The following is a 26715-nucleotide window of genomic DNA, read 5'->3' as shown; positions in this document are numbered from 1 at the left end:
GGCCCCGAGTCCGTGACCGGACGCGGGGCTGCCTCCCCCGCCTCAACCGGGCCGTGCGAACCGGTATGGGATCCCCTGGGGATCCGGTGCCGGTTCCCCGCAACACGCGGCAGCGGTGTCGAGCCGGTAGCCGGCGGCCTCGGCGACGGCGACGAAGCTGCGCTCGATCGCATGGGCCAGCGTGCCGTCGTCCTGTCCCCGTTCGGGCTCGAACTCGTCCCGCGACAGGTGTGCATCCAGCAGGGGCCGGAGGGCCGCGACGCGGACCCAGAACATGCTGCCGGCGACGAACCGGGCGCCGGCGATGTCCGCGGCCGGCAGGCCCAGCCGGCGGCCCAGATGGGCCAGGTGACCTGCGTTGGCACCGAGATAGTCCCGGACAGGCTGGACGTGGCCTTCCGGCGCGACGAGCCCGAGCCGGGGATCGCTCGAGAACGCACGCAGCACGCCCTCGAACCTCGCCGGCGTGGCCAGGCGCTGCAGCAGTTCCCGCCGCCACAGATCGCCGTCGTCGCGGTGGGTCGAGCGTTTGGTGTGCAGTTTCAGCACGACGTCGACCGCAGGCTCCAGGCGGTCCAGCATGTCCAGGAATGGCAGCACGTCGCGGCCGCGGTTCTCGACCTCGACGAGTTCGGCAGCCAGCCCCCGGCGCTGCAGCAGGGTGTCGACGGCGGCGCGGCGGTCGGCCGGCAGGGTGACCAGGAGACGGTGCGCCTTCGCGTGCTCGCCCAAGGCGTCGAGCACCTCGTCGAGGACCTCCGGATACCAGGCGTGCACGACGATGGCGCTGCGGATGGCCGGCCCGTCGCCGGCTTCGGCCGGTTCCGCAGGGCAGGCGGCGGCAAGCGCCTCGCGCGTGGCTTCCAGCCACGCATGCCCGAGCCGGCTGTCGGGCTCCAGCACCGCGCCTTCGGCCCATTCGTTCCAGGCGTTGATGAAGACCAGGTCGCCCGCCTTCCCTCGCGGCAGGCGGTCGCGGATCGTCGCCGCCAGCCAGTCGCGGTAGCCGCGGGGTGACGCATGCAGGTAGCTGCGCCCGCGACCCGGCCGCCGCGGCTCGTTGTCCCAGCCGCAGTTGACCGCGGGATGGAGGGGGTAGGCCGGCATCGGGCGCCCCGCCCATTCTCGGGCCAGGTCGCGCCAGTCCGGGGCCTCGCCGCGCCAGTCCGGGTTCAGCAGGCGCTGCGTCGCCGCCAGCGACGGAGGCGAGGACAGGTTGGGGGGGAACTCCACCGCTGCGTCGAAGCCGATGGCGCGCGGATCGTCGCGTTCGAACGCGTGCACGCAGGCGAGATGGATCTCGCCGACGCCATGGTCGCGGCACCAGGCACGCCACCGCGCGGCGGTGGCCGGAGGGTCGGGCAGCAGTCCGGTCCGGTAGACCAGCAGCACCGGCCGGCCGTCGATGCGCAGGTAGCGCGGATCGCGCAGGTACGCGGCCACGTGTGCGATGAACGCGAGATCGTCCTCGGGGCTGTGCGACTGGCCGATCAGGATGTCCTGTTCGCGCCCGTCCCAGCGGCGCGACCAGTTCTCGTTGGCCCAGCACAGGCAGATCGGGAAGTCGATGGCCGGGTGATCGAGCCACTGGCGCAGCGGCGCCTCCAGCAGCGTCCTGCCGCCGAACCAGTAGAAGTAGGTGCAGAACGCGGAGACGCCATGCTCGCGCGCGAGTTCGACCTGGGCCTGCAGGGTCTGCGGCAGGCGCAGGTCGTAGAACCCGAGATCGTCCGGCAGGCGCGGCTGCGCATGGCCCTCGAACTGCGGCAGTGCGCGCGCGACGTTGCGCCATTCGGTGAAGCCCTTGCCCCACCAGGCGTCGTTCTCGGGGATCGGATGGAACTGCGGCAGGTAGAACGCCACCAGCCGGGCGGGCAGGGGGTCGGGCACGGGCGCGCCGGTGCGGACGCGATGGCCGATCGCGCGGCCGCCGGCCTGCGCGCGCGGGCGCCACTCGGGGATCGCCGTCGACCACTGCCCGGTCGGCGGCGGCGGCAGCAGTGACGGCGCCGACGACAGGACGCGCTGCCTGGCGCGGTCGCGGACGGCGTCGGTCATCGGCAGGGCGCGGAAGGCCCAGCGCGCGACGGCGAACGCCGCGCGATGGACCCGCACCGGCCAGGACGGCGCGCGCGTGCTCACAGGTTCTGGTAGTTCGGCCCCGAACCGCCCTCGGGCGTCACCCAGGTGATGATCTCGTAGGGATCCTTGATGTCGCAGGTCTTGCAGTGCACGCAGTTGGCGGCGTTGATCTGCAGGCGCTTGCCGGTGCCCGCCGGGCCGTCCGGATCGTCGACGATCTCGTAGACGCCGGCCGGGCAGAAGCGGGTGCAGGGGTTGCCGTATTCCTCGGCGCAGCGGGTCACGCAGACCGTGGTGTCGTGCACCAGCAGGTGCACGGGCTGGTCCTCGTCATGCTCGGTGGCGGCGAAGTAGACGCCGGCCAGGCGGTCGCGCGGCGCGAGTTCGCGCTGACCCCAGCCGCGGTCGGGTGATTCGTACTCGCCCAGCTTGCGCAGCGAAGACCAGTCGGGCGTCACCTTGAGCGTCCACGGCGTGTGCCCGCCCAGCGCGGTCTCCAGCGCGGCGTTGGCCAGGCCGAACCACAGCCCCTTCTTGAAGCCCGGCTTGATGTTGCGCACCGCGCGCAGCTCGCGCATGGCGTCGGAGTCGCGCAGCTTCGCGTCGAAGCCCTCGGGCTCCAGTGCGCTGCCGGCCAGGTGCTCCGCGGCCAGCATCCCGCTGCGGATGGCCTGGTGCGTGCCCTTGATCTTGGGCACGTTGAGCAGCCCGGCGGTGTCCCCGATCAGCAGCGCGCCGGGCATCTCCACCTTGGGCAGCGACTGCCAGCCGCCGGTGACGATCGCGCGCGCGCCCGCCGACAGGATGCTTCCGCCCTCGAGCAGCGGCTTCACCGTGGGATGGTTCTTCCACTGCTGGAAGGCCTCCCATGGCCTGTACTCCGGATCCCGGTAGTCGAGACCGCTGACGAAACCCAGCGCGACCTGGTCGCCCTCCAGGTGGTACAGGAAGCTGCCGCCGTAGGTCGCACTGTCCGCCGGCCAGCCCAGCGAGTGCACGATCTTCCCCGGCGTGGCGCGGCCGGCGGGCAGCTGCCAGAGCTCCTTGATGCCGATCGAATAGGCCTGCGGGTCGCTGCCGGCGTCGAGGCCGAAGCGTTTCACCAGGCGCTTGGTCAGATGCCCGCGCGCGCCCTCGGCAAGCACGGTGACCTTCGCGTGGATGTCGATGCCCGCGGTGTAGCCCGGCTTCTGCGAGCCGTCGCGGGCGATGCCCATGTCGCCGATGCGCACGCCGATGACGCGGCCGTCGTCGGCGTGCAGGGTCTGCGCGGCGGCGAAGCCCGGGTAGATCTCGACCCCCAGCGCCTCGGCCTGCGGCGCCAGCCAGGCGCACATCGCGCCCAGGCTGACGATGAAGTTGCCGTGGTTGCGCATGCCCGGCGGCACGACCGGGAACTTCCGGCCGCCGTCCTTCGTCAGGTACCAGAGTTCGTCTTCGGTCGCGGGCACGCAGACGGGCGGCGGGCTGTCGCGCCAGCCGGGCAGCAGTGCGTCCAGTGGACCGGGTTCGATCACCGCGCCCGACAGGATGTGGGCGCCGATGGTGCTGGACTTCTCGATCACGCAGACCGAGATGTCCGGGTCGATCTGCTTGAGCCGGATCGCGAACGCCAGGCCGGCGGGGCCGGCGCCGACGGTGACGACGTCGTATTCCATGACGTCGCGTTCGGGCTGGGGCACCTCGACGGTGGCGCTGGGATCGGCTTGCTGGTTCATGCGGCGGGTCCGTGCGGCGGATGCATGGATTGTCCCGCATCCCGCCCGACCCCGCATCCCGCCCCACCCCGCATCCCTCGGACACTGGTAGGAGCAGCTACAGCTGCGACCGGCGAAGGTCGGCGGATCGGGTCGCAGCTGTAGCTGCTTGTGTCTTCGCTTTGGCCTAGCGTGCAGGTGAGAGCGGAGTGCGGGACGCCGACAAGCTGGGGTGCCCTGAAGCACGTGTAGGAGCCAGGGCGCCCGCACTCCACGCTCTTGCCAGAGCCCGAACAGTTGAACGAGTCAGCAGCTCGCACTGCACAAGCATGGGCCGGCAAGAGTGCTCTCCCGTCCAGTCTAGGAGAGAAGCAGATGTCTGTGTTCGTGGGGATCGACGTGGCCAAGGCCACGCTGGCGGTGGCGCTGCGGCCCAACGGAGAGGTGTTCGAGGTGGCCAACAGCTCGGCCGGGCACCGGTCGCTGGCGCAGCGGCTGCGGAAGCTGCCGGTGGAACGGGTGCTGCTGGAGGCGACCGGCGGCTACGAGCGGGCGGTGATGGCTGCCCTGCAGGATGAATGGCCGGTGGTGCGCGTGCCACCGCACCGGGCGCGCTCGTTTGCCACTGCGATGGGCCGGACCGCCAAGACCGACCCGATCGACGCGGCCATGCTGGCCCATATGGCGGAGGTGACCGAAATGCCGCCGGCCGCTGCGGAAACGCCGCAACAGCAGCGGCTGCAGGCGTTGGTGCAACGCCGTGCGCAGGTGGTGCAGCAACGCGACGACGATCGGCGTCGGCTGCAGCAGGTACAGGGCCAGCCGCTGGTGGTGGCCAGCCTGAAGCGCCTGCTGCGCGCGCAGCAGGCGGAGATCGCGCTGCTGGACAAGGCCATCACCCAAGCCGTGGCTGACGCCGACAGCGAGCGTTCCGCCCAACTGCGGGCCGTACCCGGGATCGGCCCGGTGACCGCCGCCACCCTGATCGCCTTCCTGCCCGAGCTGGGGCAGATCGAACGCCGGCAGATCGCCGCCCTGGTCGGCGTTGCTCCCTACAACGCCGACAGCGGCGGCAAGCGCGGCTTGCGGCGCATCCAGGGCGGCCGTGCCGGAATCCGGCGCGTGCTGTACATGGCCACATGGAGCGCCATCCGCGCCCAGCCCGCCCTGAAGCGACGCTATGAGGCTCTAAGGAGCCGCGGCAAATGCGCCAAGGTGGCCCTGGTTGCCTGCATGCGCGCCTTCCTCGGGCAGATCAACGCCATGCTCAGGGATGGCAAACCCTGGCAGCCAGCCTCGGTCTGAAAAAAGACAGTTGCTCCTACGGGGGTGAGGAGGGGGGGTGGCGTCGGGGTTGGGGAAGCGGCTGCGCGGGCGTGGGCGTCGCCGGTGGTGAGTGTCCAGCCGGCGACCTCGCGGCCCAGCGTTTCCAGGGCGCGTGTGTAGGCGTCGGCCACGCTGGCGACGTCGGTGGCCGTGGACGGCTCGGCGATGGTGAAGGTGCGCGCGGCGACGATGCCCTGCTCGCGCGCGCGCAGCAGCTTGGCGTGGAGTTCGATGGTGGCCGAGGGCACCGCGCGGCCGGCGTAGTCGGCCTCGAAGCGGCGCAGGTCCAGCAGCAGGCGGTAGTCGGGGGCCACGCCGGCGCCGCGTCGGGCCACGCCGGGGACGTGGCCGGAATCCTCCAGGGTGCGCAGGATCACGTCCTCGACCATGTCCGAGGGCGACCGGGCCCAGCTGGCGCCACCATAGACCTGGAGCTCGCCGGGAACGGGCCGGACCACCACCCGGAAGGTGTCGACGGTGCGCGCGGCGCTGGGCGGGCTGACCGAAAGCTGCCAGTCCACCCGGGGCCAGGAGGCGTCGGCCTGGATGCGCGGGGCGGGGGCGAAGATCGCGCCGCGCTCGCGTTCGCCGCCGCCCAGGATCGAGCAGGCGCCCAGCGCAAGCGCGGCCGCGACGGCGGCGCCACGGGCGAGGAGGATGGTCGGCTTCATTCGGGTTCGAACTCCTTCGGTGCGTCGCGGCCCAGCAGGTAGCGCGCGGGGTTGGAATCGAAGCGGTCGCTGATCCGGCGCAGGTCGCGGACCAGCGCCCGCAGCTCGGCCAGCGTCGGCGCCAGCTGTGCCAGGCCGTCGTTGGCGAAGCTGTTGATGGCGTTGCGGTTCTCGCCGAGGATCGCGTCGGCGCTGCCGGCCGCGGAATCGATCCGCGCCAGCGTGGATTCCAGGCGTTCGACCATGGCGGGCAGCTTCTGGACCAGCTCGCGGTCGATGCCGGTCATGGCGCGGTTGGACGTTTCCACGGCCTCGATCAGCTTCTCGCTGGCCACGCGGGTGTTGGTGATCAGCGATGCCAGGTCCTCGCGTTGCCCGGCCACCGCGCCGGTCATGGTCTCGACGTGCTCGAGCGTGTTCGCGATGCGCGCCACGTTCTCATCGCTCAGCACCTCGTCCAGGCGCGCCACCAGGCGGTTGGCGGTGTCGGAGATGTTCTGCAGCGCCGAGGCCTCGGTCAGGATCACCGGGATGGCGTCGCCATCGCGTGCCGCCAGCCGCGGCGCTTCCGGGCTGCCACCGGTGAGCTGGATGAAGGTGGCGCCGGTGAGGCCGGTCATCGACAGCTTGGCGCGGGTGTCGACCTTGACCGGAACGTCGGCGAGCACGCGGATGCGCGCGACCACCCGGCGCGGATCCTGCGGCGCCAGCGACAGCGAATCCACCGAACCCACGCTGATGCCGTTGTACTGCACCGCGCCGCCTTCGGTGAGGCCGGTGACCGGCTCGTTGAAGACCACGTGGTAGGCCTGCCAGTTGCGGTCGCTGGAATACTTCGCCGCCCACAGGCCGAACAGCAGCATGGCCACCGCCACCGCCAGGGTGAAGGCGCCGATGAGGACGTAGTTGGCCTTGGTTTCCATCGCTCAGGGCTCCCCGGCGGTGCGTCGGCCCGCCTGTCTTGCCGCGCGGCCGCGCGGGCCGTTGAAGTAGTCCTGCACCCAGGGATGGTCGAACCGCTCGATCCGCTCGACGGTGTCGGTCGCCACCACCCGCCGGTCGGCGATCACCGCGATGCGGTCGCAGACAGCGTACAGGGTGTCCAGGTCGTGGGTGATGATGAACACCGTCAGCCCGAGCGCCTCGCGCAGGGTGAGGATGAGCTCGTCGAAGGCGGAGGCGCCGATCGGGTCGAGGCCGGCGGTGGGCTCGTCGAGGAACAGCAGCGGCGGGTCCAGCGCCAGCGCGCGCGCAAGACCTGCGCGCTTGCGCATGCCACCTGAGAGCTGCGAGGGCAGTTTGTCGAAGGCGTCGGCCGGCAGTCCGGCGAGCTTGACCTTGAGCAGGGCGAGCTCGCGGCGCAGGTCTTCGGGCAGGTCGGGATGGTGCTCCTTCAGCGGCACCTCGACGTTCTCGCCCACGGTCAGCGACGAGAACAGCGCGCCATCCTGGAAGAGCACGCCCGAATTGCGTTCCACGTACAGCCGGTTCTCCGGCTCGTCGGAGCGCGCATCGACGCCGAGCACCTCGATCTCGCCGGCGTCGGGCGTGCGCAGGCCGATGATCGAACGCATCAGCACCGACTTGCCGCTGCCCGAGCCGCCGACCACGCCGAGGATCTCGCCCTTGCGCACGTCGAGGTCGAGGCCGTCGTGCACCACCTGGGCGCCGAAGCGGTTGACCAGCCCGCGCACGCGGACGACGGCCTCGCCGGCGCTCACCAGCCCACCTGCATGAACCAGATCGCGGCGAAGGCGTCGAGCAGGATCACCAGCGAGATGGCCTGCACCACGCTCGACGTGGTGCGCTCGCCCAGCGACTGCGCCGTGCCCTGCACCTGCAGGCCCTCGAGGCAGCCGATCAGGCCGATCACCACCGCGAACACCGGCGCCTTGGCGATGCCCACGAGGAAGTGCCGCAGCTCGACGGTGTCCTGCAGGCGTACCACGAAGGCCTGCGGCGGGATGCCGACCTCGAACGCCGCCACCGCCATGCCGCCCGCCAGGCCGGCGATCATGGCGATGAAGGTCAGCAGCGGCAGCATCACCAGCAGCGCCAGCAGCCGCGGGATCACCAGCAGGTCGATGGGGTCCAGTCCCAGCGCGCGGATGGCATCGACCTCCTCGCGCGACACCATGATCCCGATCTGCGCGGTGAACGCGCTGGCGGTGCGGCCGGCGAGCAGGATCGCGGTGAGGAGCACCCCGAACTCGCGCAGGAAGGCGACGCCCACCAGTTCGACCACGAAGATCGTGGCGCCGAAGTCGGCGAGGATGGTGGCACCGAGGTAGGCGATGACCGCGCCGACCATGAACGACAGCAGGGCCACCAGCGGCATCGCGTCCAGGCCCACCTGCTCCATGTGGTGGACGGTGGAGGTGAGGCGCAGCCGCCGCGGCTGGCGCACGGTGCGCCCGAGCTTGGCCAGGCTCTCGCCGAGGAAGCTCACCAGGGCGGCCACCTCGCGGCCGTTGTGGTGCATGGCCATGCCGAGGCGGGCGAGGGCGGCGACGATGCCGTATTCGCGGCGTCGCTTCGGCCGGTCGTCGGCCACGTCCTCGATCGCGGCGACCAGGGCCAGGTGTTCGTCCCGGAAGCGCAGCGCGTCGTCGGCCAGGCCGCGGCGACGGGCGAAGCGCAGCAGCTGCAGCACGCCCAGGCTGTCGAGGCGTTCGATGCCGGCCGCATCCACGCCGGTGGCGCCGCCGGGCGCCCCGGACAGCGCCGCGGACACTGCCCCGGCGTGGTCGAGGGTCCAGTTTCCCGACAGGCGCAAGCGCTCGCCGTCGAGCACGAGCGTTGGAGGGCGGGCGGCGGGCATCGGGCGGAAGGCGTCCGTGTCGGCGAAGGCTGCACGCGAGGATACCGAACACGGGGCGCTGCGCGCGTGCGATGCTTCGCACCCATGTCGCGCCCGTTCCCCCAGGAAGCCTACGCCGCCCGCATCGCCTTCCTGGTCGAGCTGGCCGAACACCTGCACATGTACGGCACCACCGGTCCACGCCTGGAGGCCGCGATCGAGATGGTCGCGCACCGGCTCGGCCTGGAGTGCGAGCCCTGGACCAATCCCACGGGCATGGTGCTGTCCTTCAGCGATCCGATGCGTCCGCCCGGCGACAGCGACGCGACCCGGGTGCTGCGCCTGCCGCCCGGCGACAACGACCTCGGCCGCCTGTGCGACGTCGACCGCATCGCCGAAGACGTGCTGGCCGGGCGCCTAGGCCTGGCCGAAGGCCATGCCGCCCTGCGCGCGCTCGACCGGCCGCTGTCCCGCCGCCAGAGCGCGATGCAGGTGATGGGCTTCGGCCTGGTGGCAGCAGGGGTGGGCGGACTGCTGCGCCTGCCGTGGCTGGACATCGCCACCGCCGCGGTGATCGGTCTGGTGATCGGCCTGCTGCATGTCGCCGCGCGCACGCGGCCGCGCCTGCGCGAGGCCGGAGACGCGGTCAGTGCCATGGTGGCGGCCTCGATCGCGATCCTGGTCGCGGCCTGGGTGGCGCCGCTCAACCTCAACACCGTGATCATCTCGGCGCTGATCGTGCTCATGCCCGGCCTGACCCTGACCAACGCCATCAACGAACTCACCAGCCAGCACCTGATCTCGGGCACGGCGCGGTTCGCCGGTGCGGTGGCGATCATGATCATGCTCACGGTCGGCACGATGGTGGCGATGGTGGCCGCGGACATGCTCGGCATCGAACCGCAGGTGCGCGCGTGGCGGCCCCAGCCGGACTGGGTCGAATGGTGCGCGCTGGCGGTCACCGGATTCGCCTTCGCGGTGCTGTTCCGTGCGAAAGCGCGCGACTACCCGCTGGTCGCGGCGGCGGCGGCCACCGGCTACCTCGTGTCGCGCACCGCCGGGCAGGCCTGGGGCGCGGAGTTCGGCATCTTCCTGGCGGCGCTGGTGATCACCGCCGCGGGCAATGGCTACGCGCGCTGGGCCTGGCGGCCGGGCGCGGTGGTGCGCGTGCCCGGCATCATCCTGATGGTGCCGGGCAGCGCCAGCGTGCGCACCCTGATCACCTCGGTGCAGCAGCAGGACCTGGGCGCCGGACAGACCGCCGCGATGGCGGTCGTCAACATCCTGCTGGCGATCGTGGCGGGGCTGATCTTCGGCAACCTGCTGCTGCCTGCGCGGCGCAGCCTGTGACCCGCAAGAACCTCCCGCAGGAGCAGCTACAGCTGCGACCCGGACTTGGCGTCGACGTGGGTCGCAGCTGTAGCTGCTCCTGCAGGAGGGGTCTGGACAGGGGGTCAGGCGATGAGGAAGTCCTCGGGCCTGCGGCCCTTCGCCACTTCCTCGGCCATCCAGCGCGGCTGCTTGCCGCGGCCGGTCCAGGTCTGCTCGGGGTTGGCGGTGTTGCGATACTTCGGTGGCACCTTGACGCCAGTCTTGCGTGGCGCCCGCGGAGCCTTGGCCGCGCGGGGCGCGGCCCCCGCGGAGGTTCCGAACAGCTCCTCGATGGTGTAGCCCTCGGCGGCGGCCGCGGCCTTCAGGCGCGCGCGCACGGCGGCGATCGGCTTGCGCTTCTTGAGCACCGTCTTGCGCTTCTTCGCGCGGGTGATCAGCGAGTCGAGCTCCCTGGCCGAAAGCGTGTTGAGGTCGATGGACATGCGGTCTCCGATGGTCTGGGGGTGGATGCCGGACGTCCGGCGACGCCGCGATGGTAATCGCCATCGCCCACGACCGGCAAAAAAGTTCATCTCCCAACTCCGGGGAACGCTGCCCGGATCTTGAGTAGGCGTTGTCGCGCTTCTGACGCACGGTCGCGCCTTGGAGTCGCCTCATTGGGGTCCGCGCAGCCCGTCCCGCACACAGGGGGTGTGCTCCCCCGGCAGTCTCCGCGTCCTGCTCCCACTGCCGGCCGCCGGCCATCCATGGCCGGCTGTCCGCACACCCCCTGTGCGCGGGACGGGCACGACCTTTCCCGGATTCGTGACGGGAGATCAAGAACGGTCGCTCGCGTCCGGGGACATCGCCGTCACCCTCGTCTCCACTCCCCACGTTGCGACACAGCGGTTTCGCCGTAGCCATCACTTCTGCTTTCGCTCCCCACCGCGACGACGGTCCGAGCCCGGCGCGGATGCAGGGGGATGCCCAGAGCCGGCCATGGATGGCCGGCGGCCGGATCTGGCAGCAGGACGCGGAGAATCCGGCTGGGGGCATCCCCCTGCGTCCGTGGCGGGCACGACCTCTGGTCACGGTCTGGAAGAAGGTCAACGCCTAAATGGTCGCGTCGTCATGATCAGGAGCGGCCCCGGGCCGCGACCGCTCTTGATCTTTCCTCCCGAAGCCGGAGAACGCCGGAGCCCGTCCCGCGCACAGGGGGTGTGCGGACAGCCGGCCATGGATGGCCGGCGGCCGGCCGATGGGAGCAGGACGCGGAGACGGCCGGGGGAGCACACCCCCTGTGCGCGGGACGGGCTGCGCGGACCACAACGGGGCCGCTCCTGTGCGCGGGACGGGCTGCGCGGATCCCAATGAGGCGACTCCAAGGCGCGACCGTGCGCCAGAAGCGCGACAACGCGCCAACTGCACGCCGTCACCCAGGAGTCTGGAGAAGAACCGGAAAAATCCCGCAGCGTGTCTTGCAGGAACCGCTAGTGCCGCGACCCCTGCGGACCCGCCAGCCGCTCCAGCAGCGCTTCGCGCTCCAGGTTCTCCGCTTCCGCCGCGGTCCGCGCGCGGTACTCGAAGGTCCCGGCCTCGAGGCCGCGCCCCGACACCACCACACGGTGCGGAATGCCGATCAGCTCGATGTCGGCGAACATCGGCCCCGGGCGCAGGCCGCGGTCGTCCAGCACCACGTCGAGCCCGCGCGCGGCGAGTTCGTCGTGGAGCGCGGCCGCGGCTTCCGCCACCGCCGGATCGTTCTTCGGATTGATCACGCAGACCGCGACCGTCCACGGCGCCATCGCCTCGGGCCAGACGATGCCGGCGTCGTCGTGGTTCTGCTCGATCGCCGCGGCGACGATGCGCGACACCCCGATGCCATAGCAGCCCATCATCGGCACCGCGGCCTTGCCGGCGGCGTCGAGCACGGTGCAGCCCATGGCCTCGGCGTACTTCCGGCCGAGCTGGAAGATGTGGCCGACCTCGATGCCGCGCATCAGGCGCAGCACGCCGCCATCCTCGGCGCGATCGCCCTCGACCACGCTGCGGACATCGGCGACGGCGTCGGGCTCCGGCAGGTCGCGGCCCCAGTTGACGCCGGCGAGGTGTTCGCCCCGGCGGTTCGCGCCGACCACGAAGTCGGCCATCGCCGCCACCTCGAGGTCGGCGACCACGCGCACCGGCTTCGCCGGCGCCACCGGGCCCAGGAAGCCCGGCTCGCTGCCCAGGTGTTCGAGGATCTCGGCCTCGGTGGCCATGCGGTACTCGCCCAGGCCCGGCACCTTGGACAGCTTGATCTCGTTGACTTCGTGGTCGCCGCGGACCAGCACCACCACGAACTGCGGTCCGCCGTCCGCATCGTGGCCGACCACGGCCACCGACTTGGCGGTGCGCTGCAGCGGGATGCCCAGCAGTTCCGCCACCGCCTCGCAGGTCCTCTGGGTGGGCGTGTCGATCGTGCGCATCGCTTCCGTCGCCGCCGGGCGCGGCCCGGGCGCCGCGGCGCGCGCCGTTTCGACGTTGGCGGCGTAGCCGGCGGCGTCGTTGTCATTGCCGGTGTCCGACCAGGCGATGGCGTCCTCGCCGGAGTCGGCCAGCACGTGGAACTCCTGCGAGGCGTCGCCGCCGATCGCGCCGGTGTCCGCCAGCACCGCGCGGAAGCGCAGGCCGAGGCGGCTGAAGATGCGGGTGTAGGCCGCGTGCATCTTCGCGTACGAGGCCGCCATGCCCTCGGCGTCGACGTCGAACGAGTACGCGTCCTTCATCAGGAACTCGCGCGCGCGCATCACGCCGAAGCGCGGGCGGATTTCGTCGCGGAACTTGGTCTGCACCTGGTAGAAGGTCACCGGCAGCTGGCGGTAGCTGGCCAGCTCATGGCGTGCGAAGTCGGTGACGACCTCTTCGTGGGTGGGGCCGTAGGCGTACTCGGCGTCCTTGCGGTCGCGGATCTTCAGCAGCTGGCCGCCGAACTTCTCCCAGCGGCCGGTTTCCTCCCACAGTTCGCGGGGCTGGATCGAGGGCATCAGCAGCTCGATCGCGCCCGCGGCGTCCATTTCCTCGCGCACCACGGCCTCGACCTTGCGCAGCACGCGCAGGCCCAGCGGAGACCAGGTGTAGATGCCGGCGGCGAGCTTGCGGATCATGCCGGCCTTGAGCATCAGCCGGTGGCTGGCGAGCTCGGCTTCGGCGGGCGTTTCCTTTTCGGTGTGGAGGTGGAACTGCGACAGGCGCATCGGCGGCATCATCGGTCTGGTGGCTCGGACCGGCGATTGTGCCATGCAGCACGGGCCGTGCCCGCCCTGCCTCCCGTAGGGACAGGGTTGGCTCAGGGCGCGCAGTAGGCCTTGGCCGCGGCCCGGGCCAGTTCGAGCTGGGCGGCGCGCTGGGCGGCGTCGAGCACGGTGTCGGGCTTGCCGTCGCCGTCGGTGTCCTGCTGCACCTCGCCTTCGCCCTGCAGTGCGGCGATGTTGGCGCGGGCGATGATGCAGTTGGAGTTCCCGGCGGCGGTCGGTGCCGCTGCGGTCGGCGCGGCCGCGGTCGGCGCGGTGCCCTCCGACGAGGTGATCAGCCGGTGCTGGTAGTCGCCCCGGGGCGGTGGCGTCTGCGAGTAGTGGGTCACGCCCTTGGCGTCGGTCCACTGATAGACCTCGCCGGTGGTCTGCTGGGCGAAGGCCGGACTGGCGGCGAGCGCCAGAATGGCGACGGACACGATGCGATGCATGGCGGGGACTCCTGGGGCGCCTGGGGGCCGTGGCCGTGATTGCAGCACCGGGGCAGGGCCCGCGCAAGCGCCCTGCCTCCGTTCCGGACCGCGCCGATGCCGGCGGCGGCGCCGGCGGCGACGGGTACACTTGCCGGCATGGACCAGCCCACCCAGCCGCCGCGCCGCGGCCGCGGCATCTACCTGCTGCCGAACCTGTTCACCACCGGCGGCCTGTTCGCGGGCTTCTTCGCGATCATCGCGGCCTCGCAGGGGCGCATCGAGGCCGCCTGCGTGGCGATCTTCGTCGCCGCCATCCTCGACGGCCTCGACGGCCGCGTGGCGCGCCTGACCAACACCCAGAGCGAGTTCGGCGTGCAGTACGACTCGCTGGCCGACCTGGTGAGCTTCGGCATGGCGCCGGCGCTGGTCATGTACCACTGGTCGCTGGTGGCGCTGAAGCTCGACGGCAACACCATGGGCAAGGTCGGCTGGCTGGCGGCTTTCCTGTATGCGGCCTGCGCCGCGTTGCGCCTGGCGCGCTTCAACAGCCAGGTGGGCAAGGTCGACAAGCGCTGGTTCATCGGACTGGCCAGTCCGGCCGCGGCGGGGGTCATGGCGAGTTCGGTCTGGACCTTCCACAGCCTCGACCTCGATGGCGTTTCGCTGCGCTACGTGGCGCTGGCGATCACGGTCGTGTCCGGCCTGCTGATGGTCAGCCTGTTCCGGTACACCAGCTTCAAGGGCCGCGGCAGCGGGCCGGGCTCGGACCGGGTGCCGTTCTTCGCAGTGCTGCTGATCGTGGCGGCGCTGATCGCGCTGTGGATCGATCCGCCCAAGACCCTGCTCGCGGTGCTGGGCGCCTATGCGCTCTCGGGTCCGGCAGCGTGGCTGTGGCGCCTCCGCGGGCGCCGCGGAGCGGCGGCGGGGTGAGCGCGGTGGCCTGGGATCCGTGGCAGCGGGAGGTGCTGGAGGCCCTCGGCCACCGGGTCTACGCGCGTGCGCCGCGGCCCGGGGACGTGGTGCCCGAGGATCCGCTCGCCCATGCCCTGTTGCGCGCGGCCGGGCGCACGCCCTCCGACGCCGACGCCGCTGCGCTGCTGCGCGAGCTGCCGCCGCTTGCGGCGCTGCGGGCCGATCCTGCCGCGAAGCGGGCGCTGTGGCCCAGGCTGCGCGCCCTGCGCCGCGGGGGCGCGGCGTGATGAACGCCGCGGCCATCGAGACCTATGCGCGCCAGAGTCCGGTCATGCGGCCGATGCGCGAGGCCGACCTCGAAGCGGTGATGGTGGTCGAGCGCCGCGCCTATCCATATCCCTGGTCGATCGGCATCTTCCGCGACTGTCTGTTCGCCGGCTATCCGGCCTGGGTGCTGCTCGAAGGCGGGGCCTTCATCGGCCACGGCGTGCTCAGCCTGGCCGCCGACGAGGCGCACGTGCTCAACGTCTGCGTGGATCCCGCGCGCCAGGGGCGCGGCCACGGCCGCCGGCTGCTGCGGGCGATGGTGGAGGCTGCGCGCGGGCGCGGTGCCTGCCGTGTGTTCCTCGAGGTGCGGCCGTCGAACCCCGCGGCGATCGCGCTGTACCAGGACGAAGGCTTCAACGAGATCGGCCGCCGTCCGCGCTACTACCCGGCCGACAACGGCCGCGAGGACGCCATCGTCATGGCCATGGAGCTGCTGTAGGAGCAGCTGTAGGAGCAGCTGTAGGAGCAGCTACAGCTGCGACCCGCGGTCGTCACCGATGTCGCGAACCGGGTCGCAGCTGTAGCTGCTCCTGCAGGGGAGGAGAGGGGCGAAGGGGAGGGGGCGGCGCGGGTCAGAGGCGGGCGCGCTGGGCGCTGAGGGCCTCGTGCTGGGCGGTCCAGTCGGCCAGGCGGCTGCGCTCCTGTTCGACCACGGCCGCCGGGGCATTCGCGACGAAGGTTTCGCTGGCGAGCTTGCCCTGCGACTTCGCCAGTTCCCCGGCCACGCGCTTGAGCTCCTTGTCCAGGCGCGCGCGCTCGGCGTCGAGATCGACCAGGCCTTCCAGCGGCACGAACAGCTTCAGCTCGCCGACCAGTGCGGCAGCCGCCGGTGGCGGATCGCCGGCGATCGCCTCGATGCCTTCGACCCGGGCCAGGAAGCCCAGCTGCGAGCTCAAGCGCCCGATCCGCGCAGCGTCCTGCGCGCCGCCGCCGGAGACCAGCAGGCGGACGGATTTCGCCGGCGACACGCCGAGTTCGCTGCGGATGCGGCGAAGCGCGGAGATCATGGCCTTCAGCCACTCCACGTCCGCGGCCGCCGCCGAAAAGTCCTGGCCAGCGAAGTCCTCGCTGCGCGGATACGCGCGCGTCATGATGCTGCCGCCCTCGATGCCCAGCCGCGGCGCGACCTGCTGCCACAGCTCCTCGGTGACGAAGGGCACCAGCGGGTGCAGCAGGCAGAGCAGGCGTTCGAGCACGAACAGCAGGGTGTGGCGGGTGCTGGCGGCGGCTTCGGCGTCGCTGCCGTTGAGCGCCGGCTTGGCCAGCTCGACGAACCAGTCGCAGAACTCGTTCCAGGCGAACTCGTACAGCGCCTGCGACAGCAGGTCGAAGCGGTAGCTGGCGAAGTGCGCCTCGGCCTCGGCGGTGACCGCGGCGAGGCGGGCGAGGATCCACTGCTCGGGCGCCGTGCGCGCGGCCGGCGCGCCGGTCATCGCGGCGGTGCCTTCGCTGTTCATCAGCACGAAGCGCGTTGCGTTCCAGAGCTTGTTGCAGAAGTTCTTGTAGCCCTCGGCGCGCGCCAGGTCGAACTTGATGTCGCGGCCGGGGCCGGCGAGCGCGGCCATCGTGAAGCGCAGCGCATCGGCGCCGAAGGCGGGGATGCCTTCCGGGAACTCCCTGCGGGTGGCCTTCGCGATCTTCTCGGCCATCTTCGGCTGCATCAGGCCGCTGGTGCGCTTGGCGACCAGGTCCTCGATGGAAATGCCATCGATGATGTCCAGCGGGTCGAGGATGTTGCCCTTCGACTTGGACATCTTCTGGCCGTCCTTGTCGCGCACGAGGCCGGTGACGTAGACGTCGCGGAAGGGCAGGCGGCCGGTGAAGTGGTCGGTCATCATGATCATCCGGGCGACCCAGAAGAAGATGATGTCGAAGCCGGTGACCAGCACGCCCGACGGCAGGAACTCGTCGTAGCCGCGCTCGGCCATGGCCTCGGCGTCGGGCCAGCCCATGGTGCTGAAGGGCCACAGCGCCGAGGAGAACCAGGTCTCCAGCACGTCGGAATCCTGGCGGAGCGCGCCGGTGTAGCCGGCGGCGTCGGCCTTCGCGCGCGCCTCGGCCTCGTCGCGGCCAACGAAGATCTCGCCGCCTTCGCCGTACCAGGCCGGGATGCGGTGGCCCCACCACAGCTGGCGGCTGATGCACCAGTCCTGGATGTTGCCCAGCCAGTGGCGGTAGGTGTTGATCCAGTTGCCCGGCACGAAGCGCACCTGGCCATCGGTGGCGTCCGCTCCGCCGGCGAGCTCGAGCCCGCGGGCGCCCAGCCCGTCCATGCGCACGAACCACTGGTCGGTCAGCCACGGCTCGATCACCTGGCCGGTGCGGTCGCCGCGCGGCACCTGCAGTGTGTGCGGCTTCGCTTCCAGCAGCAGGCCGTGGGCGTTGAGGTCGGCCAGCACCGCCTCGCGCGCCTCGTAGCGGTCCATGCCGCGGTAGTGCAAAGGGATGGCGGCGTCGCCGCACACGATCGTGGCGTCGGCGGTGAGCACGTTGATCATCGGCAGGCCGTGGCGCTGGCCCACCGCGTAGTCGTTGAAGTCGTGCGCGGGCGTGACCTTGACCACGCCGGTGCCGAAGTCGCGGTCGACGTAGTCGTCGCTGATCACCGGGATCCGGCGGCCGGTCAGCGGCAGCGTGACCGCCTTGCCGACCAGCTGCGCGTAGCGCTCGTCCTCGGGATGCACCATCACCGCGGTGTCGCCGAGCATCGTCTCCGGGCGCGTGGTCGCCACGACCAGCCAGTCGCGGGTCTCGCGCAGCGTCTCGTTGCCTTCGGCGTCGCGCTCGACGTGCACGTAGCTGGCGCCGTCGGCCAGCGGGTAGCGGATCGACCACAGGTGGCCGTCCTCTTCCTCGCTCACCACCTCCAGGTCGGAGATCGCGGTCTGCAGCACCGGGTCCCAGTTGACCAGGCGCTGGCCCCGATAGACCAGGCCTTCTTCATGCATGCGCACGAAGGCTTCGACCACCGCCTTCGACGCCAGCGGGTCCATGGTGAAGACGCTGCGCGACCAGTCGCCGGACGAGCCCATCCGGCGCATCTGGCGCTCGATGGTGTCGCCGGACTGGCCCTTCCACTCCCAGACCTTCTCGATGAAGCCCTCGCGGCCCAGCGAGTCGCGGGTCTCGCCGCGGCACTCGCGGTCGAGGTTGCGTGCCACCACCATCTCGGTGGCGATGCCGGCATGGTCGCTGCCGACCTGCCACAGGGCGCGGAAGCCGCGCATGCGGTGGTAGCGGACCAGCGCGTCCTGCAGGGTGTGCTGGAAGGCGTGGCCCATGTGCAGGGTGCCGGTCACGTTCGGTGGCGGCAGCAGGATGCTGTAGGCCGGGCCGTCGCCGGCGGGCGCGAAGGCGCCGCTGGACTCCCACTGCGCGTAGAGGCGGGATTCGAAGGACTTGGGGTCGTAGCCGGTGGCGAGGGTCATCACATGTCGTATTTGTTGAGGGTGAAGCCGCGTGCCTTGTACTGCTTCCAGCGCTCGCGCAGCGGCTCGCGCGCCGACGGGTCTGCGGGCACCACTTCCAGGACGCGCTGGAAGGCGCCGTCCACCGGCGCGTCGCGCAGGTTCAGCAGCAGCGGGCGCAGCGGCGCGTCGATTTCCGGCGGCGCGATCAGCACGTCCGCCTCGCCGTCGCCGTCCTCGCCGTCGTCGAAGCCGGTTCCGGCGATCTCGTGCGGGATGTAGGCGTCGGGCTCGAACGACCACAGCAGGTCGTCCAGCCGTTCGGCCTGCGCCATGTCGCGCGCGAGCACCAGCATCGGCTGGCCGGCCGCGCAGGCCTTCTTCGCCAGCTCGCAGACCAGCAGCAGCGGCTCGTCACGGAAGCGGGGCTTGGCAATGAGGTAGAAGTCGGCGCGCATTCTCGGTCCCGGGTCGACGCCGGGGCCGGCCGGCTTCCGCAGGCGGAAGCCCGGACCGGCCCGGGCGGCTTACTGTGCCGCCTGCTCCAGCAGCCACTGCGACAGCAGGCCCACCGGACGGCCGGTGGCCAGCCCGTTCTTGCCGCTGTGGCTGGCGCTGCCGGCGATGTCCAGGTGCGCCCAGCGCTGGCCGTCGGTGAAACGCGACAGGAAGCAGCCCGCGGTCACCGCCCCGGCCCAGCGGCCGCCGATGTTGTAGACGTCGGCGAAGCTGGAGTCGAGCATGGTCTGGTATTCGTCCCACAGCGGCAGGCGCCAGGCGCGGTCGAAGACCTGCTCGCCGGCGTCCAGCAGTTCCTGGGCGAGGTCGTCGTGCTTGCTCATCAGGCCGGTGGCGAAGCTGCCGAGCGCGACCATGCAGGCGCCGGTGAGCGTGGCCACGTCGACCATGGCCTGCGGTTCGAAGCGCTGCGCGTAGGTGAGCGCGTCGCACAGGATCAGCCGGCCCTCGGCGTCGGTGTTGCCGACCTCGATGGTCTTGCCCGACATGCTGGTGACGATGTCCGACGGGCGGTAGGAGTTGCCGTCGATGGCGTTCTCGACCGCCGGCACCACCACCACCAGGTTGACCGGCAGGTCCATGCCGGCGACGGCGACGAAGGTTCCCATCACCGAGCCGGCGCCCAGCATGTCGTACTTCATCTCCTCGATGCCGCCCTGGGTCTTCAGGTTGACGCCGCCGGTGTCGAAGGTGATGCCCTTGCCGACCAGTACGTAGGGCTTCGCGTCGCCGCCGTTGTTCCACTTCATGACGATCAGCCTCGGCGCGTTGGCCGAGCCGCGGGCGACCGCGAGCAGCGAGCCCATGCCGAGCTTTTCCATGTCCTCGCGCTCGAGGATCTCGCAGGAGGCCTTGTCGAACTTCGCGGCGAACTCCTGCGCCTGGCCGGCCAGGTAGGCCGGGTTGCAGATGTTCGGCGGCAGGTGGCCGAGCTCGCGGGTGAAGGCCACGCCGGCGGCGATGGCTCCGCCCTGGGCCAGCGCCGTGTCATCGGTGCCGGCGAGTTCCAGCCGCTCCAGGCCCTTCTCTTCGCGCTTCTTGTTCTTCTCGCCCAGCGTGGCGGTATAGCGGTAGGCGGCGTGGCTGGCTGCGATCGCGGCCTGGCGGATGGTCCAGGCGGCGTCGCGGCCGGGAACCTCGAGTTCGGAGAGCGTCAGCAGCGCCGAGCGCACCGGACCGGTCTTCAGCGCGCGCACGGCATCGGCGACGGCCTTGAGCCAGGGCGCGACCGCGAACTTGGCCGGTTCGCCCAGACCCACGACCAGCACCCGCGGCGCGGCCACGCCCGGCAGGTCGTGGAGCAGCGCGGTGTGCCCCGTCTTGCCGTCGATGTCGCCGCGGGCCACCAGCTCCGACAGGCGGCCGCCGCTGGCCTTGTCGAGCGCGCGGGCCGCGGGGCTCAGGGTCTTGTCGGCGAAGGCGCCGACCACCACGCAGTCGACGGCGGCGGTGGCGGGAGCGGCACTGTTCAGGGCGAGTTCGAGGGTCATGGGGTCCTGTTCTGCGGTTTGGCGTGAAGTGTTCCTTACAATCCGCGGACCAGAATGCGGCCTTGCGCCGCGGCGCCGGCGTCCCGGCGCGGTCCTGGCGGTGTATGGACGAACCCCCGATTCTAATGCAAGGCCGCCCCCGGATGCCGAAGCTCGACAGTTACCTGTTCCGCGAATTCGCCCAGTCCACGTTCGCGGCCCTGGTGGTGCTGATGATCGTCAGCCTCGGCGGGGTGTTCGCCGACGTGCTCGGCGACATCGCCCGCGGGCGGGTCCCGGCCGGCCTGATGCTCTCCCAGCTGGGGCTGATGGTGCTGAACTACCTGCCGCTGATCCTGCCCCTGGGGCTGATGCTGGGCCTGCTGATGGCGATGGGCCGGCTGTACCGCGATTCCGAGATGCCGGTGCTGGTGGCGACCGGCGTCGGCCCGCGGCGCCTGCTTCGGCCGCTGCTGATGCTGGTGGCGCCCGTGGTGGCATTCATCGCCGCCTGCTCGCTGTGGCTGGGCCCCTGGGCCAACGACTACGCCCAGCGCATGGTCGCCGAGGGCAATCGCAACCTGCTGCTGGCCGGGCTGGAGGCCGGCCGCTTCGTGGAGCTTCCGGGCGGCGGGGGCGTGGTCTACGTCGGCGCGATGTCCGGCGAGGGCTCCGCGCTGTCGCGGGTGTTCGTCTATCGCCAGGACGGCGACCGCATGGACGTCACCACCGCGCGCACCGGGCGCCTGACGGTGGACGGGCCCGAACGCTACCTGGACCTGGGCGACGGCTTCCGCGTCGAGGGTCCGCTGGCCGACACCCTCGACTTCCGCATGATGCGCTACGCGCGCAACGAGATGCGCCTGCCGGACGCCGAGACCCGTTCCGCGGAGGACAACCCCGAGTTCGACACCACCCTCGAGCTGCTGGGCGATCCGCGCCCCGAGGCCCGCGCGCAGCTGCATGCCCGCATCGCGCCGCCGCTGCTGGCGGTGGCCTTCGCGCTGCTGGCGGTGCCACTGGCGCGCAGCCCGCCGCGGCAGGCGCGGTACGGACGCGTCGCGGTCGCCTTCCTGGCCTATGTGGTGGGCATGAACCTGATGCTGCTGGGCACCCGGTGGCTGGCGGACGGCGTGATTCCGCTGCGCCTGGGGCTGTGGTGGCTGGTGCTGCCTCTGCTGGCGGCGGGCACCTGGTTCTACTTCCGCGACGGCCATGTCGCCGCGCCGCGCCGCCGTCGCGCGGGAGGCGCGGAATGAGGCCGTTCCCGAGGATCCACGACCTCCTGGTCGCGCGCGTGGTGGTGGCGACCGTGCTGCTGGTCTGGGTGGTGCTGGTGGGGCTGGATGCGGTGCTGGCCGCGGTCGACGAGGTCGGCAACATGGGCGAGGGCGACTACGGCTTCGTCAGCGTGCTCACCTACGTCGCCTACACCCTGCCGCGGCGCGCCTACACCATGTTCCCGACCGCGGCTGTGATCGGGACGCTCATGGGCCTGGGGCAGCTGGCGGCCTCGTCGGAGCTGACCGCGCTGCGCGCGCTCGGCGTGTCCCGGCGCCGGCTGAGCGTCTCGGTGGCGGTGCCGCTGGCGCTGCTGACCGGGGTCATGATGTTCAGCGGCGAAACCCTGGGCCCGGGCGCCCAGCGCAGCGCGGACGCGATGAAGGCCGCCGCGCGCTCCAGCGACATGATCGTGGCCCGGTACTCCGGGCTGTGGGCGCGCGAGGGCAACATCTTCCTCAACGCGCGCGACGGCCGCGAGCGCAGCGAGGGGGGCGAGGCCTGGCTGGAGCTGGACGACGTGCGCCTGTTCGAGTTCGACGAGGGTGGGCGACTGGCATCCGTCGCCCAGGTCGGTCGCGCCGAGCACCGCAGCAGCGGCTGGCTGCTGCGCGACGTCCGGCGGATGACGTTCGAGGAACGTTCGGTGGCCGAGGTCCACGTCGACGAGGAACGCTGGGAGTCACAGCTCGACGCCGCCGCGCTGGCCGCCAGCGCCGGGGCCTTCCGACCGCGCTACATGTCGGCGCGCGAGCTGGCCGAGGGCATCGACTACCGCCACCGCAACCGCCTCGATGCCAGCGAGTTCGAGGAGCACTACTGGGGACGCTGGTACTACCCGGTCAACGTGCTCGCGCTGTGCCTGGCGGCGATGCCCTTCGCCTTCGGCTCGCTGCGCAGCGGCGGCCTCGGGCGCAGGCTGTTCATCGGCGTGGTGTTCGCGCTGGGATTCTGGATGCTGCAGAACCAGGTCGCCAAGCTGGCCGCGGTCTACGGCTTCGACTACCGGCTGGCCTACGCGGCGCCGCCCCTGCTGATGCTCGCGGTGTCGTGGCTGCTGTTCCGGAGGCGGAGCGGCTGAAGCGCCTGCCGCGAGGCCCGCTCGCCCGGCCGCGCGCCCTCGCGGCGGTTTGAATCCGCCGCGGCCCGCGCCGACAATGGCGCCCCCTGACATTCCGGCCGTTTCCCATGTCCATCCTCCGCATGACCGACCTCGACCTCGCCGGCAGGCGCGTGCTGGTCCGCCAGGACCTCAACGTGCCGGTGGCCGACGGCCGCGTGACCTCCGACCAGCGCATCCTGGCCTCGCTGCCGACGCTGCGCGCGCTGCTGGATGCGGGCGCGGCGGTGATGGTGATGTCGCATCTCGGACGGCCGAAGGAAGGCGAGTGGAACGCCGCCGATTCGCTGGCGCCGGTTGCCGTGCGCCTGGGCGAGCTGCTCGGGCGCGAGGTGCCGCTGGTCCGCGACTACCTCGACGGGGTCGAGGTCGCGCCGGGCCAGCTCGTGCTGCTCGAGAACTGCCGCATGAACGTCGGCGAGAAGGCGGACGACGAGGCGCTGTCCAGGCGCTACGCCGCACTCTGCGATGTCTTCGTCATGGACGCCTTCGGCACCGCGCACCGCGCCCAGGCCTCCACCCACGGCGTCATCCGCCACGCGGCGCAGGCCTGTGGCGGTCCGCTGCTGATGGCCGAGCTCGACGCCCTGGGCAAGGCGCTGAAGGATCCGGCGCGGCCGATGCTGGCGATCGTCGCGGGCTCCAAGGTCTCGACCAAGCTCGAGCTGCTGTCCTCGCTGGTGGGCAAGGTCGACCAGCTGATCGTCGGTGGCGGCATCGCCAACACCTTCATCGCCGCGGCCGGCCATGGTGTCGGCACCTCGCTGCACGAGGCCGACCTCGTCGATACCGCCAGGAAGATCATGGCCGACGCCCGCGCGCGAGGCGCCGACATCCCGGTGCCGACCGACGTGGTGGTGGCGCCGGCTTTCGCCGCCGACGCGCCGGCCACGGTCAAGGCGGTGGACGCGATCGGCGAGGGCGAGATGGTGCTCGACATCGGCCCGGAGACCGCGGCGCGCTACGCGAAGCTGATCGCCGGAGCGGGCACCGTGGTCTGGAACGGGCCGGTCGGCGTGTTCGAATTCGACGCCTTCGGCAAGGGCACCGAAACCCTGGCGCGGGCGATCGCGGCCTCGCAGGCGTTCTCGATCGCCGGCGGCGGCGACACCCTGGCGGCGGTCGACAAGTACGGGATCGCCGACGGCGTGTCCTACATCTCCACGGGCGGCGGCGCCTTCCTCGAGTTCCTCGAAGGCAAGGAACTGCCGGCGGTCGCAGCGCTGGAGCGGCGCGCCGGCTGAGCGCGCCGGCACATGGTGCCGGACGCGCAGCGCACGCCGCGCCGCGGCGCGCGCCGCGCGCGATCGGGCTCGGCTAGCATTGGGGCATCCCCGAACTGCCGAACACGAGGCCCCGATGTCCGAATACCGCCGTGGTACCCGCATCCTCGCCACCCTCGGGCCGGCGACGGACGCGCCGGGCGTGCTCGACGCGCTGGTGCGCGCGGGCGTGAACGCGGTGCGATTGAACCTCTCCCACGGCGTGCCGGCCGACCACGTCCGCCGCGCGCAGGAGGTCCGCGAGGCGGCGGCCCGTGCCGGCGTGGAGGTCGGGATCCTCGCCGACCTGCCGGGGCCGAAGATCCGCATCGAGCGCTTCGAGGGCGGCCGCGTCCAGCTGCGCGCCGGCGAGCGCTTCGACCTGCATGCGCGCAGCGATGCCGCCCTGGGCGACGCGCGCGGCGTCGGCGTCAGCTACCTCGGCCTGCCGGCCGACGTGGCGCCCGGCGACGTGCTGCTGCTCGACGACGGGATGGTGCAGCTGCGGGTCCAGGCGGTGGAGGGCGCGACCATCGCCACCACCGTGCTCAACGACGGCGTCCTGTCCGACCGCAAGGGCCTGAACAAGCAGGGCGGCGGCCTGTCGCTGGGTGCGATCACCGACCAGGACCGCGAACTGATCCGGGTCGCGGCCGAGATCGATGCCGACTTCATCGCGGTCTCGTTCTGCCGCAACGCCGAGGACATGGAGGAGGCGCGCCGCGTCGCCCGCGCCCACGGATGCGACGCCGCGCTGGTGTCGAAGATCGAGCGTGCAGAGGCGATCGAGAACCTCGGCGGAATCATCGATGCCAGCGACGTGGTCATGGTCGCGCGCGGCGACCTGGGCGTGGAGATCGGCGATGCCGAGCTGCCCGGGCTGCAGAAGAAGATCATCCGCGAGGCGCTGGCCCGCAACCGCGTGGTGATCACCGCCACCCAGATGCTGCAGTCGATGGTCGAGAGCCCCATGCCGACGCGCGCCGAGGTGCTGGACGTGGCCAACGCGGTGATCGACGGCACCGACGCGGTGATGCTTTCCGCCGAGACCGCGGCCGGCGCCTGGCCGGTGCGCGCGGTGGAGGCGATGGACCGGATCTGCAAGGGCGCCGAGAAGCAGTTCGAGCACGACACCGATTTCGAACAGGCGCAGCGGGGACTGGAGCGCGCCGACCAGGCGATCGCCATGGCGGCGATGTTCCTCAGCGAGCACATCGGCGTGGCCGCGATCGTGGCCATGACCGAATCGGGCGGCACCGCGCGCTTCCTGTCGCGCTTCCGTTCCAGTGCGCCGATCTACGCCTTCTCGCGCCACGCCGGCGCGCGCCGGCGCATGAGCCTGATGCGCGACGTGTTCCCGATGGCCCACGACAGCCGCGGCCAGGGCGCGCGCCAGGCCGCGCGCGACGCCATCGGCCTGCTGGTGGGCGCGGGCCTGCTGGAGTCCGGAGACCGCGTGGTCTTCACCAGCGGCGAGGCCATGGAGACCCACGGCGCCACCAACACCCTGCGCCTGCTGCAGGTGGGCCCCGACGGCACCGCCCAGGGCCTGGGCGGACTCTGATCCGGGGGGGAGGCGGCGCGAAGGCCGGGGGCGGCAAGGACGGCTATAATGTCCGGCCCCGCCGCCAGCCCGGAGTGTCCCTGCACATGAGCATCGAACAGCTTGCCGAAACCGCCCTCGCCATGGTCGCCCCGGGCAAGGGGATCATCGCCATCGACGAGTCCACCGGGACCATCGCCAAGCGCTTCGCCGGCGTCGGCATCGAGAACACCGAGGAGAACCGCCGCGCCTACCGCGAGCTGCTCCTGTCCACGCCGGACCTCAACGAGTACATCAGCGGCGCGATCCTGTTCGACGAGACCATCCGCCAGAAGACGAAGGACGGCGTGCCCTTCGCGCAGTTCATGACCGACAACGGCATGATCCCGGGCATCAAGGTCGACAAGGGCACCCACGCCCTGGCCGGCTTTCCCGGCGAGGTGGTCACCGAAGGCCTCGATGGCCTGCGCGCCCGCCTGGAGGAGTACTACAAGCTGGGCGCCCGCTTCGCCAAGTGGCGCGCGGTGATCAACATCGGCGACGACATCCCGTCGGGAACCTGCATCGAGGCCAACGCCCATGCGCTGGCGCGCTACGCCGCGCTGTGCCAGGAGCAGGGCCTGGTGCCGATGGTGGAGCCGGAGGTGCTGATGGACGGCAACCACGACATCGAGACCTGCTACGAGGTCAGCGAGGTCACCCTGCGCGCGCTGTTCGACGCCCTGTACAACCAGAACGTGGCCCTCGAGGGCACGATCCTGAAGGCCTCGATGGTGCTGCCGGGCAAGGACAGCGGTGAGCTGGCCCCGGTGGAGGAGGTGGCCGAGGCCACCCTGATGTGCCTGAAGTCGGCGGTGCCGGCGATCCTGCCGGGCATCGTGTTCCTGTCCGGCGGCCAGTCCGACGACGACGCCACGGCGCACCTGGACGCGATGAACCGCATGGGCCCGAATCCGTGGCCGCTGTCGTTCTCCTACGGCCGCGCCATGCAATCGGCCGCGCTCAAGCTCTGGTCGCAGGACCTGGTCGGCAACTACGCCAAGGCCCAGGCCACCGTGTACCAGCGCGCAAAGGCCAACGGTCTGGCCGCGCTGGGGCAGTGGACCCGCGGCTGATCGCGCCAGGCGAAGAAAAAGGCGGCCTCCGGGCCGCCTTTTTTTTGGTTCTTCTCCCGACTCCGGGGGTGACGGCGTGCAGTTGGCGCGTTGTCGCGCTTCTGGCGCACCGTCGCGCCTTGAAGTCGGTTTGTTGGGGTCCGCGCAGCCCGTCCCGCGCACAGGGG

The 26715-nt window shown here is 71.5% G+C and carries 20 protein-coding genes and 2 pseudogenes; 10 read left to right on the top strand and 12 right to left on the bottom strand.

From position 1 onward, the window contains the following. Positions 1–42 precede the first annotated feature (42 nt). Both FPZ22_RS04990 and FPZ22_RS04985 read right to left on the bottom strand, forming a co-directional pair. The gene (locus tag FPZ22_RS04990; RefSeq protein WP_425463019.1) at positions 43–2142 is read right to left on the bottom strand and encodes a glycoside hydrolase family 99-like domain-containing protein; all 2100 of its coding nucleotides are present in this window, start codon (positions 2140–2142) and stop codon (positions 43–45) included. Beyond that, positions 2139–3800 carry an electron transfer flavoprotein-ubiquinone oxidoreductase gene (locus FPZ22_RS04985; RefSeq protein WP_144890971.1) on the bottom strand — a complete coding sequence of 554 codons (1662 nt, stop codon included), beginning with the start codon at positions 3798–3800 and terminating at the stop codon, positions 2139–2141. The genes FPZ22_RS04990 and FPZ22_RS04985 overlap by 4 nt, the downstream gene beginning before the upstream one ends. A gap of 354 nt (positions 3801–4154) precedes the next feature. Here FPZ22_RS04985 and FPZ22_RS04980 point away from each other — a divergent pair, with 354 nt between their 5' ends. Then, positions 4155–5084, top strand: a complete 930-nt coding sequence (locus tag FPZ22_RS04980) for an IS110 family RNA-guided transposase (RefSeq protein WP_144890969.1) — start codon at positions 4155–4157, stop codon at positions 5082–5084. A 62-nt stretch (positions 5085–5146) separates the two neighbouring features. Here the strand turns inward: FPZ22_RS04980 and FPZ22_RS13975 are convergent. The 4 genes and pseudogenes from FPZ22_RS13975 to FPZ22_RS04960 all read right to left on the bottom strand — a co-directional run. Beyond that, positions 5147–5776 (bottom strand): annotated as a pseudogene (locus FPZ22_RS13975) (ABC-type transport auxiliary lipoprotein family protein); the annotation flags it as partial. Further along, positions 5773–6699: an MlaD family protein gene (locus FPZ22_RS04970; RefSeq protein WP_144890967.1), complete on the bottom strand. Its 927-nt coding sequence runs from the start codon at positions 6697–6699 to the stop codon at positions 5773–5775. The pseudogene FPZ22_RS13975 and the gene FPZ22_RS04970, both read right to left, overlap by 4 nt. A 3-nt stretch (positions 6700–6702) precedes the next feature. Further along, positions 6703–7500: an ABC transporter ATP-binding protein gene (locus tag FPZ22_RS04965; RefSeq protein WP_425463037.1), complete on the bottom strand. Its 798-nt coding sequence runs from the start codon at positions 7498–7500 to the stop codon at positions 6703–6705. Beyond that, entirely contained in the window at positions 7494–8597 is a 1104-nt protein-coding gene (locus FPZ22_RS04960) for an ABC transporter permease (RefSeq protein ID WP_144890965.1), read from the bottom strand. Before FPZ22_RS04960 ends, FPZ22_RS04965 begins: the two co-directional genes overlap by 7 nt. 84 nt (positions 8598–8681) lie before the next feature. Between FPZ22_RS04960 and FPZ22_RS04955 the strand changes: the two genes are divergently transcribed. After that, a complete protein-coding gene (locus FPZ22_RS04955) occupies positions 8682–9926 on the top strand; it encodes a threonine/serine exporter family protein (protein WP_144890963.1) in 1245 nt (414 codons plus the stop codon). Positions 9927–10033: 107 nt separating this feature from the next. Here FPZ22_RS04955 and FPZ22_RS04950 read toward each other — a convergent pair. From FPZ22_RS04950 to FPZ22_RS04940, 3 genes and pseudogenes are all read right to left on the bottom strand, one after another. Further along, positions 10034–10390: pseudogene (locus tag FPZ22_RS04950) on the bottom strand (H-NS histone family protein); the annotation flags it as partial. A gap of 987 nt (positions 10391–11377) precedes the next feature. After that, the gene (locus tag FPZ22_RS04945; protein WP_144890959.1) at positions 11378–13123 is read right to left on the bottom strand and encodes a proline--tRNA ligase; all 1746 of its coding nucleotides are present in this window, start codon (positions 13121–13123) and stop codon (positions 11378–11380) included. 92 nt (positions 13124–13215) lie between these two features. Beyond that, positions 13216–13611: a DUF4124 domain-containing protein gene (locus FPZ22_RS04940; protein ID WP_144890957.1), complete on the bottom strand. Its 396-nt coding sequence runs from the start codon at positions 13609–13611 to the stop codon at positions 13216–13218. Positions 13612–13749: 138 nt separating this feature from the next. Between FPZ22_RS04940 and pssA the strand changes: the two genes are divergently transcribed. From pssA to rimI, 3 genes are read left to right on the top strand one after another with little or no spacing between them, the layout of a single operon-like run. Then, complete coding sequence (gene pssA, locus FPZ22_RS04935; protein ID WP_144890955.1) at positions 13750–14523, top strand: CDP-diacylglycerol--serine O-phosphatidyltransferase; 774 nt, start codon at positions 13750–13752, stop codon at positions 14521–14523. Next, positions 14520–14792: a hypothetical protein gene (locus FPZ22_RS14395; RefSeq protein WP_144890954.1), complete on the top strand. Its 273-nt coding sequence runs from the start codon at positions 14520–14522 to the stop codon at positions 14790–14792. Before pssA ends, FPZ22_RS14395 begins: the two co-directional genes overlap by 4 nt. After that, positions 14792–15271: a ribosomal protein S18-alanine N-acetyltransferase gene (gene rimI / locus FPZ22_RS04925; protein WP_144890952.1), complete on the top strand. Its 480-nt coding sequence runs from the start codon at positions 14792–14794 to the stop codon at positions 15269–15271. The genes FPZ22_RS14395 and rimI overlap by 1 nt, the downstream gene beginning before the upstream one ends. Positions 15272–15404: 133 nt before the next feature. On the opposite strand, the gene FPZ22_RS04920 is transcribed toward rimI, so the two are convergent. The 3 genes from FPZ22_RS04920 to FPZ22_RS04910 form a co-directional block, all read right to left on the bottom strand. After that, positions 15405–18260, bottom strand: coding sequence for a valine--tRNA ligase (locus FPZ22_RS04920; protein WP_425463018.1), 2856 nt, complete (start codon positions 18258–18260; stop codon positions 15405–15407). Beyond that, positions 18260–18697 (bottom strand): DNA polymerase III subunit chi, encoded by a 438-nt coding sequence (locus FPZ22_RS04915; protein ID WP_144890948.1) that lies wholly within the window; start codon positions 18695–18697, stop codon positions 18260–18262. The genes FPZ22_RS04920 and FPZ22_RS04915 overlap by 1 nt, the downstream gene beginning before the upstream one ends. A gap of 69 nt (positions 18698–18766) precedes the next feature. After that, a complete protein-coding gene (locus FPZ22_RS04910; protein ID WP_144890946.1) occupies positions 18767–20248 on the bottom strand; it encodes a leucyl aminopeptidase in 1482 nt (493 codons plus the stop codon). Between the two features lie 143 nt (positions 20249–20391). On the opposite strand from FPZ22_RS04910, the gene lptF reads away from it, so the two are divergent. The 5 genes from lptF (at position 20392) to FPZ22_RS04885 (ending at position 26548) form a co-directional block, all read left to right on the top strand. Next, on the top strand, positions 20392–21486 hold the full coding sequence (gene lptF, locus FPZ22_RS04905; RefSeq protein ID WP_144893936.1) for an LPS export ABC transporter permease LptF: 1095 nt from the start codon (positions 20392–20394) through the stop codon (positions 21484–21486). After that, positions 21483–22589 carry an LPS export ABC transporter permease LptG gene (gene lptG, locus FPZ22_RS04900; protein ID WP_144890944.1) on the top strand — a complete coding sequence of 369 codons (1107 nt, stop codon included), beginning with the start codon at positions 21483–21485 and terminating at the stop codon, positions 22587–22589. Before lptF ends, lptG begins: the two co-directional genes overlap by 4 nt. Positions 22590–22696: 107 nt before the next feature. Continuing rightward, entirely contained in the window at positions 22697–23872 is a 1176-nt protein-coding gene (locus tag FPZ22_RS04895; protein WP_144890942.1) for a phosphoglycerate kinase, read from the top strand. Between the two features lie 115 nt (positions 23873–23987). Then, positions 23988–25454: a pyruvate kinase gene (pyk, locus tag FPZ22_RS04890; RefSeq protein WP_144890940.1), complete on the top strand. Its 1467-nt coding sequence runs from the start codon at positions 23988–23990 to the stop codon at positions 25452–25454. An 86-nt stretch (positions 25455–25540) separates the two neighbouring features. Continuing rightward, positions 25541–26548 (top strand): class I fructose-bisphosphate aldolase, encoded by a 1008-nt coding sequence (locus FPZ22_RS04885; protein ID WP_144890938.1) that lies wholly within the window; start codon positions 25541–25543, stop codon positions 26546–26548. The last annotated feature ends 167 nt before the right edge of the window (positions 26549–26715 follow it).

This window comes from Luteimonas granuli (genome assembly GCF_007795095.1).
Classification (GTDB): Bacteria; Pseudomonadota; Gammaproteobacteria; order Xanthomonadales; family Xanthomonadaceae; genus Luteimonas; species Luteimonas granuli.
The sequence above is the reverse complement of the archived record's forward strand: the minus strand, read 5'-3'. Positions and strand labels throughout refer to the sequence as shown.

What these genes read in the sequence shown, in the direction of transcription:
- FPZ22_RS04970 (WP_144890967.1), bottom strand. Translation starts at nt 6,699, where the DNA reads ATGGAAACCAAGGCCAACTACGTCCTCATCGGCGCCTTCACCCTGGCG.
- FPZ22_RS04945 (WP_144890959.1), bottom strand. Translation starts at nt 13,123, where the DNA reads ATGCGCCTGTCGCAGTTCCACCTCCACACCGAAAAGGAAACGCCCGCC.
- FPZ22_RS04895 (WP_144890942.1), top strand. Translation starts at nt 22,697, where the DNA reads ATGTCCATCCTCCGCATGACCGACCTCGACCTCGCCGGCAGGCGCGTG.
- FPZ22_RS04960 (WP_144890965.1), bottom strand. Translation starts at nt 8,597, where the DNA reads ATGCCCGCCGCCCGCCCTCCAACGCTCGTGCTCGACGGCGAGCGCTTG.
- rimI (WP_144890952.1), top strand. Translation starts at nt 14,792, where the DNA reads ATGAACGCCGCGGCCATCGAGACCTATGCGCGCCAGAGTCCGGTCATG.
- FPZ22_RS04910 (WP_144890946.1), bottom strand. Translation starts at nt 20,248, where the DNA reads ATGACCCTCGAACTCGCCCTGAACAGTGCCGCTCCCGCCACCGCCGCC.
- FPZ22_RS04980 (WP_144890969.1), top strand. Translation starts at nt 4,155, where the DNA reads ATGTCTGTGTTCGTGGGGATCGACGTGGCCAAGGCCACGCTGGCGGTG.
- lptG (WP_144890944.1), top strand. Translation starts at nt 21,483, where the DNA reads ATGAGGCCGTTCCCGAGGATCCACGACCTCCTGGTCGCGCGCGTGGTG.
- lptF (WP_144893936.1), top strand. Translation starts at nt 20,392, where the DNA reads ATGCCGAAGCTCGACAGTTACCTGTTCCGCGAATTCGCCCAGTCCACG.
- pyk (WP_144890940.1), top strand. Translation starts at nt 23,988, where the DNA reads ATGTCCGAATACCGCCGTGGTACCCGCATCCTCGCCACCCTCGGGCCG.
- FPZ22_RS04955 (WP_144890963.1), top strand. Translation starts at nt 8,682, where the DNA reads ATGTCGCGCCCGTTCCCCCAGGAAGCCTACGCCGCCCGCATCGCCTTC.
- FPZ22_RS04985 (WP_144890971.1), bottom strand. Translation starts at nt 3,800, where the DNA reads ATGAACCAGCAAGCCGATCCCAGCGCCACCGTCGAGGTGCCCCAGCCC.
- FPZ22_RS04940 (WP_144890957.1), bottom strand. Translation starts at nt 13,611, where the DNA reads ATGCATCGCATCGTGTCCGTCGCCATTCTGGCGCTCGCCGCCAGTCCG.
- pssA (WP_144890955.1), top strand. Translation starts at nt 13,750, where the DNA reads ATGGACCAGCCCACCCAGCCGCCGCGCCGCGGCCGCGGCATCTACCTG.
- FPZ22_RS04885 (WP_144890938.1), top strand. Translation starts at nt 25,541, where the DNA reads ATGAGCATCGAACAGCTTGCCGAAACCGCCCTCGCCATGGTCGCCCCG.
- FPZ22_RS04920 (WP_425463018.1), bottom strand. Translation starts at nt 18,260, where the DNA reads ATGACCCTCGCCACCGGCTACGACCCCAAGTCCTTCGAATCCCGCCTC.
- FPZ22_RS04915 (WP_144890948.1), bottom strand. Translation starts at nt 18,697, where the DNA reads ATGCGCGCCGACTTCTACCTCATTGCCAAGCCCCGCTTCCGTGACGAG.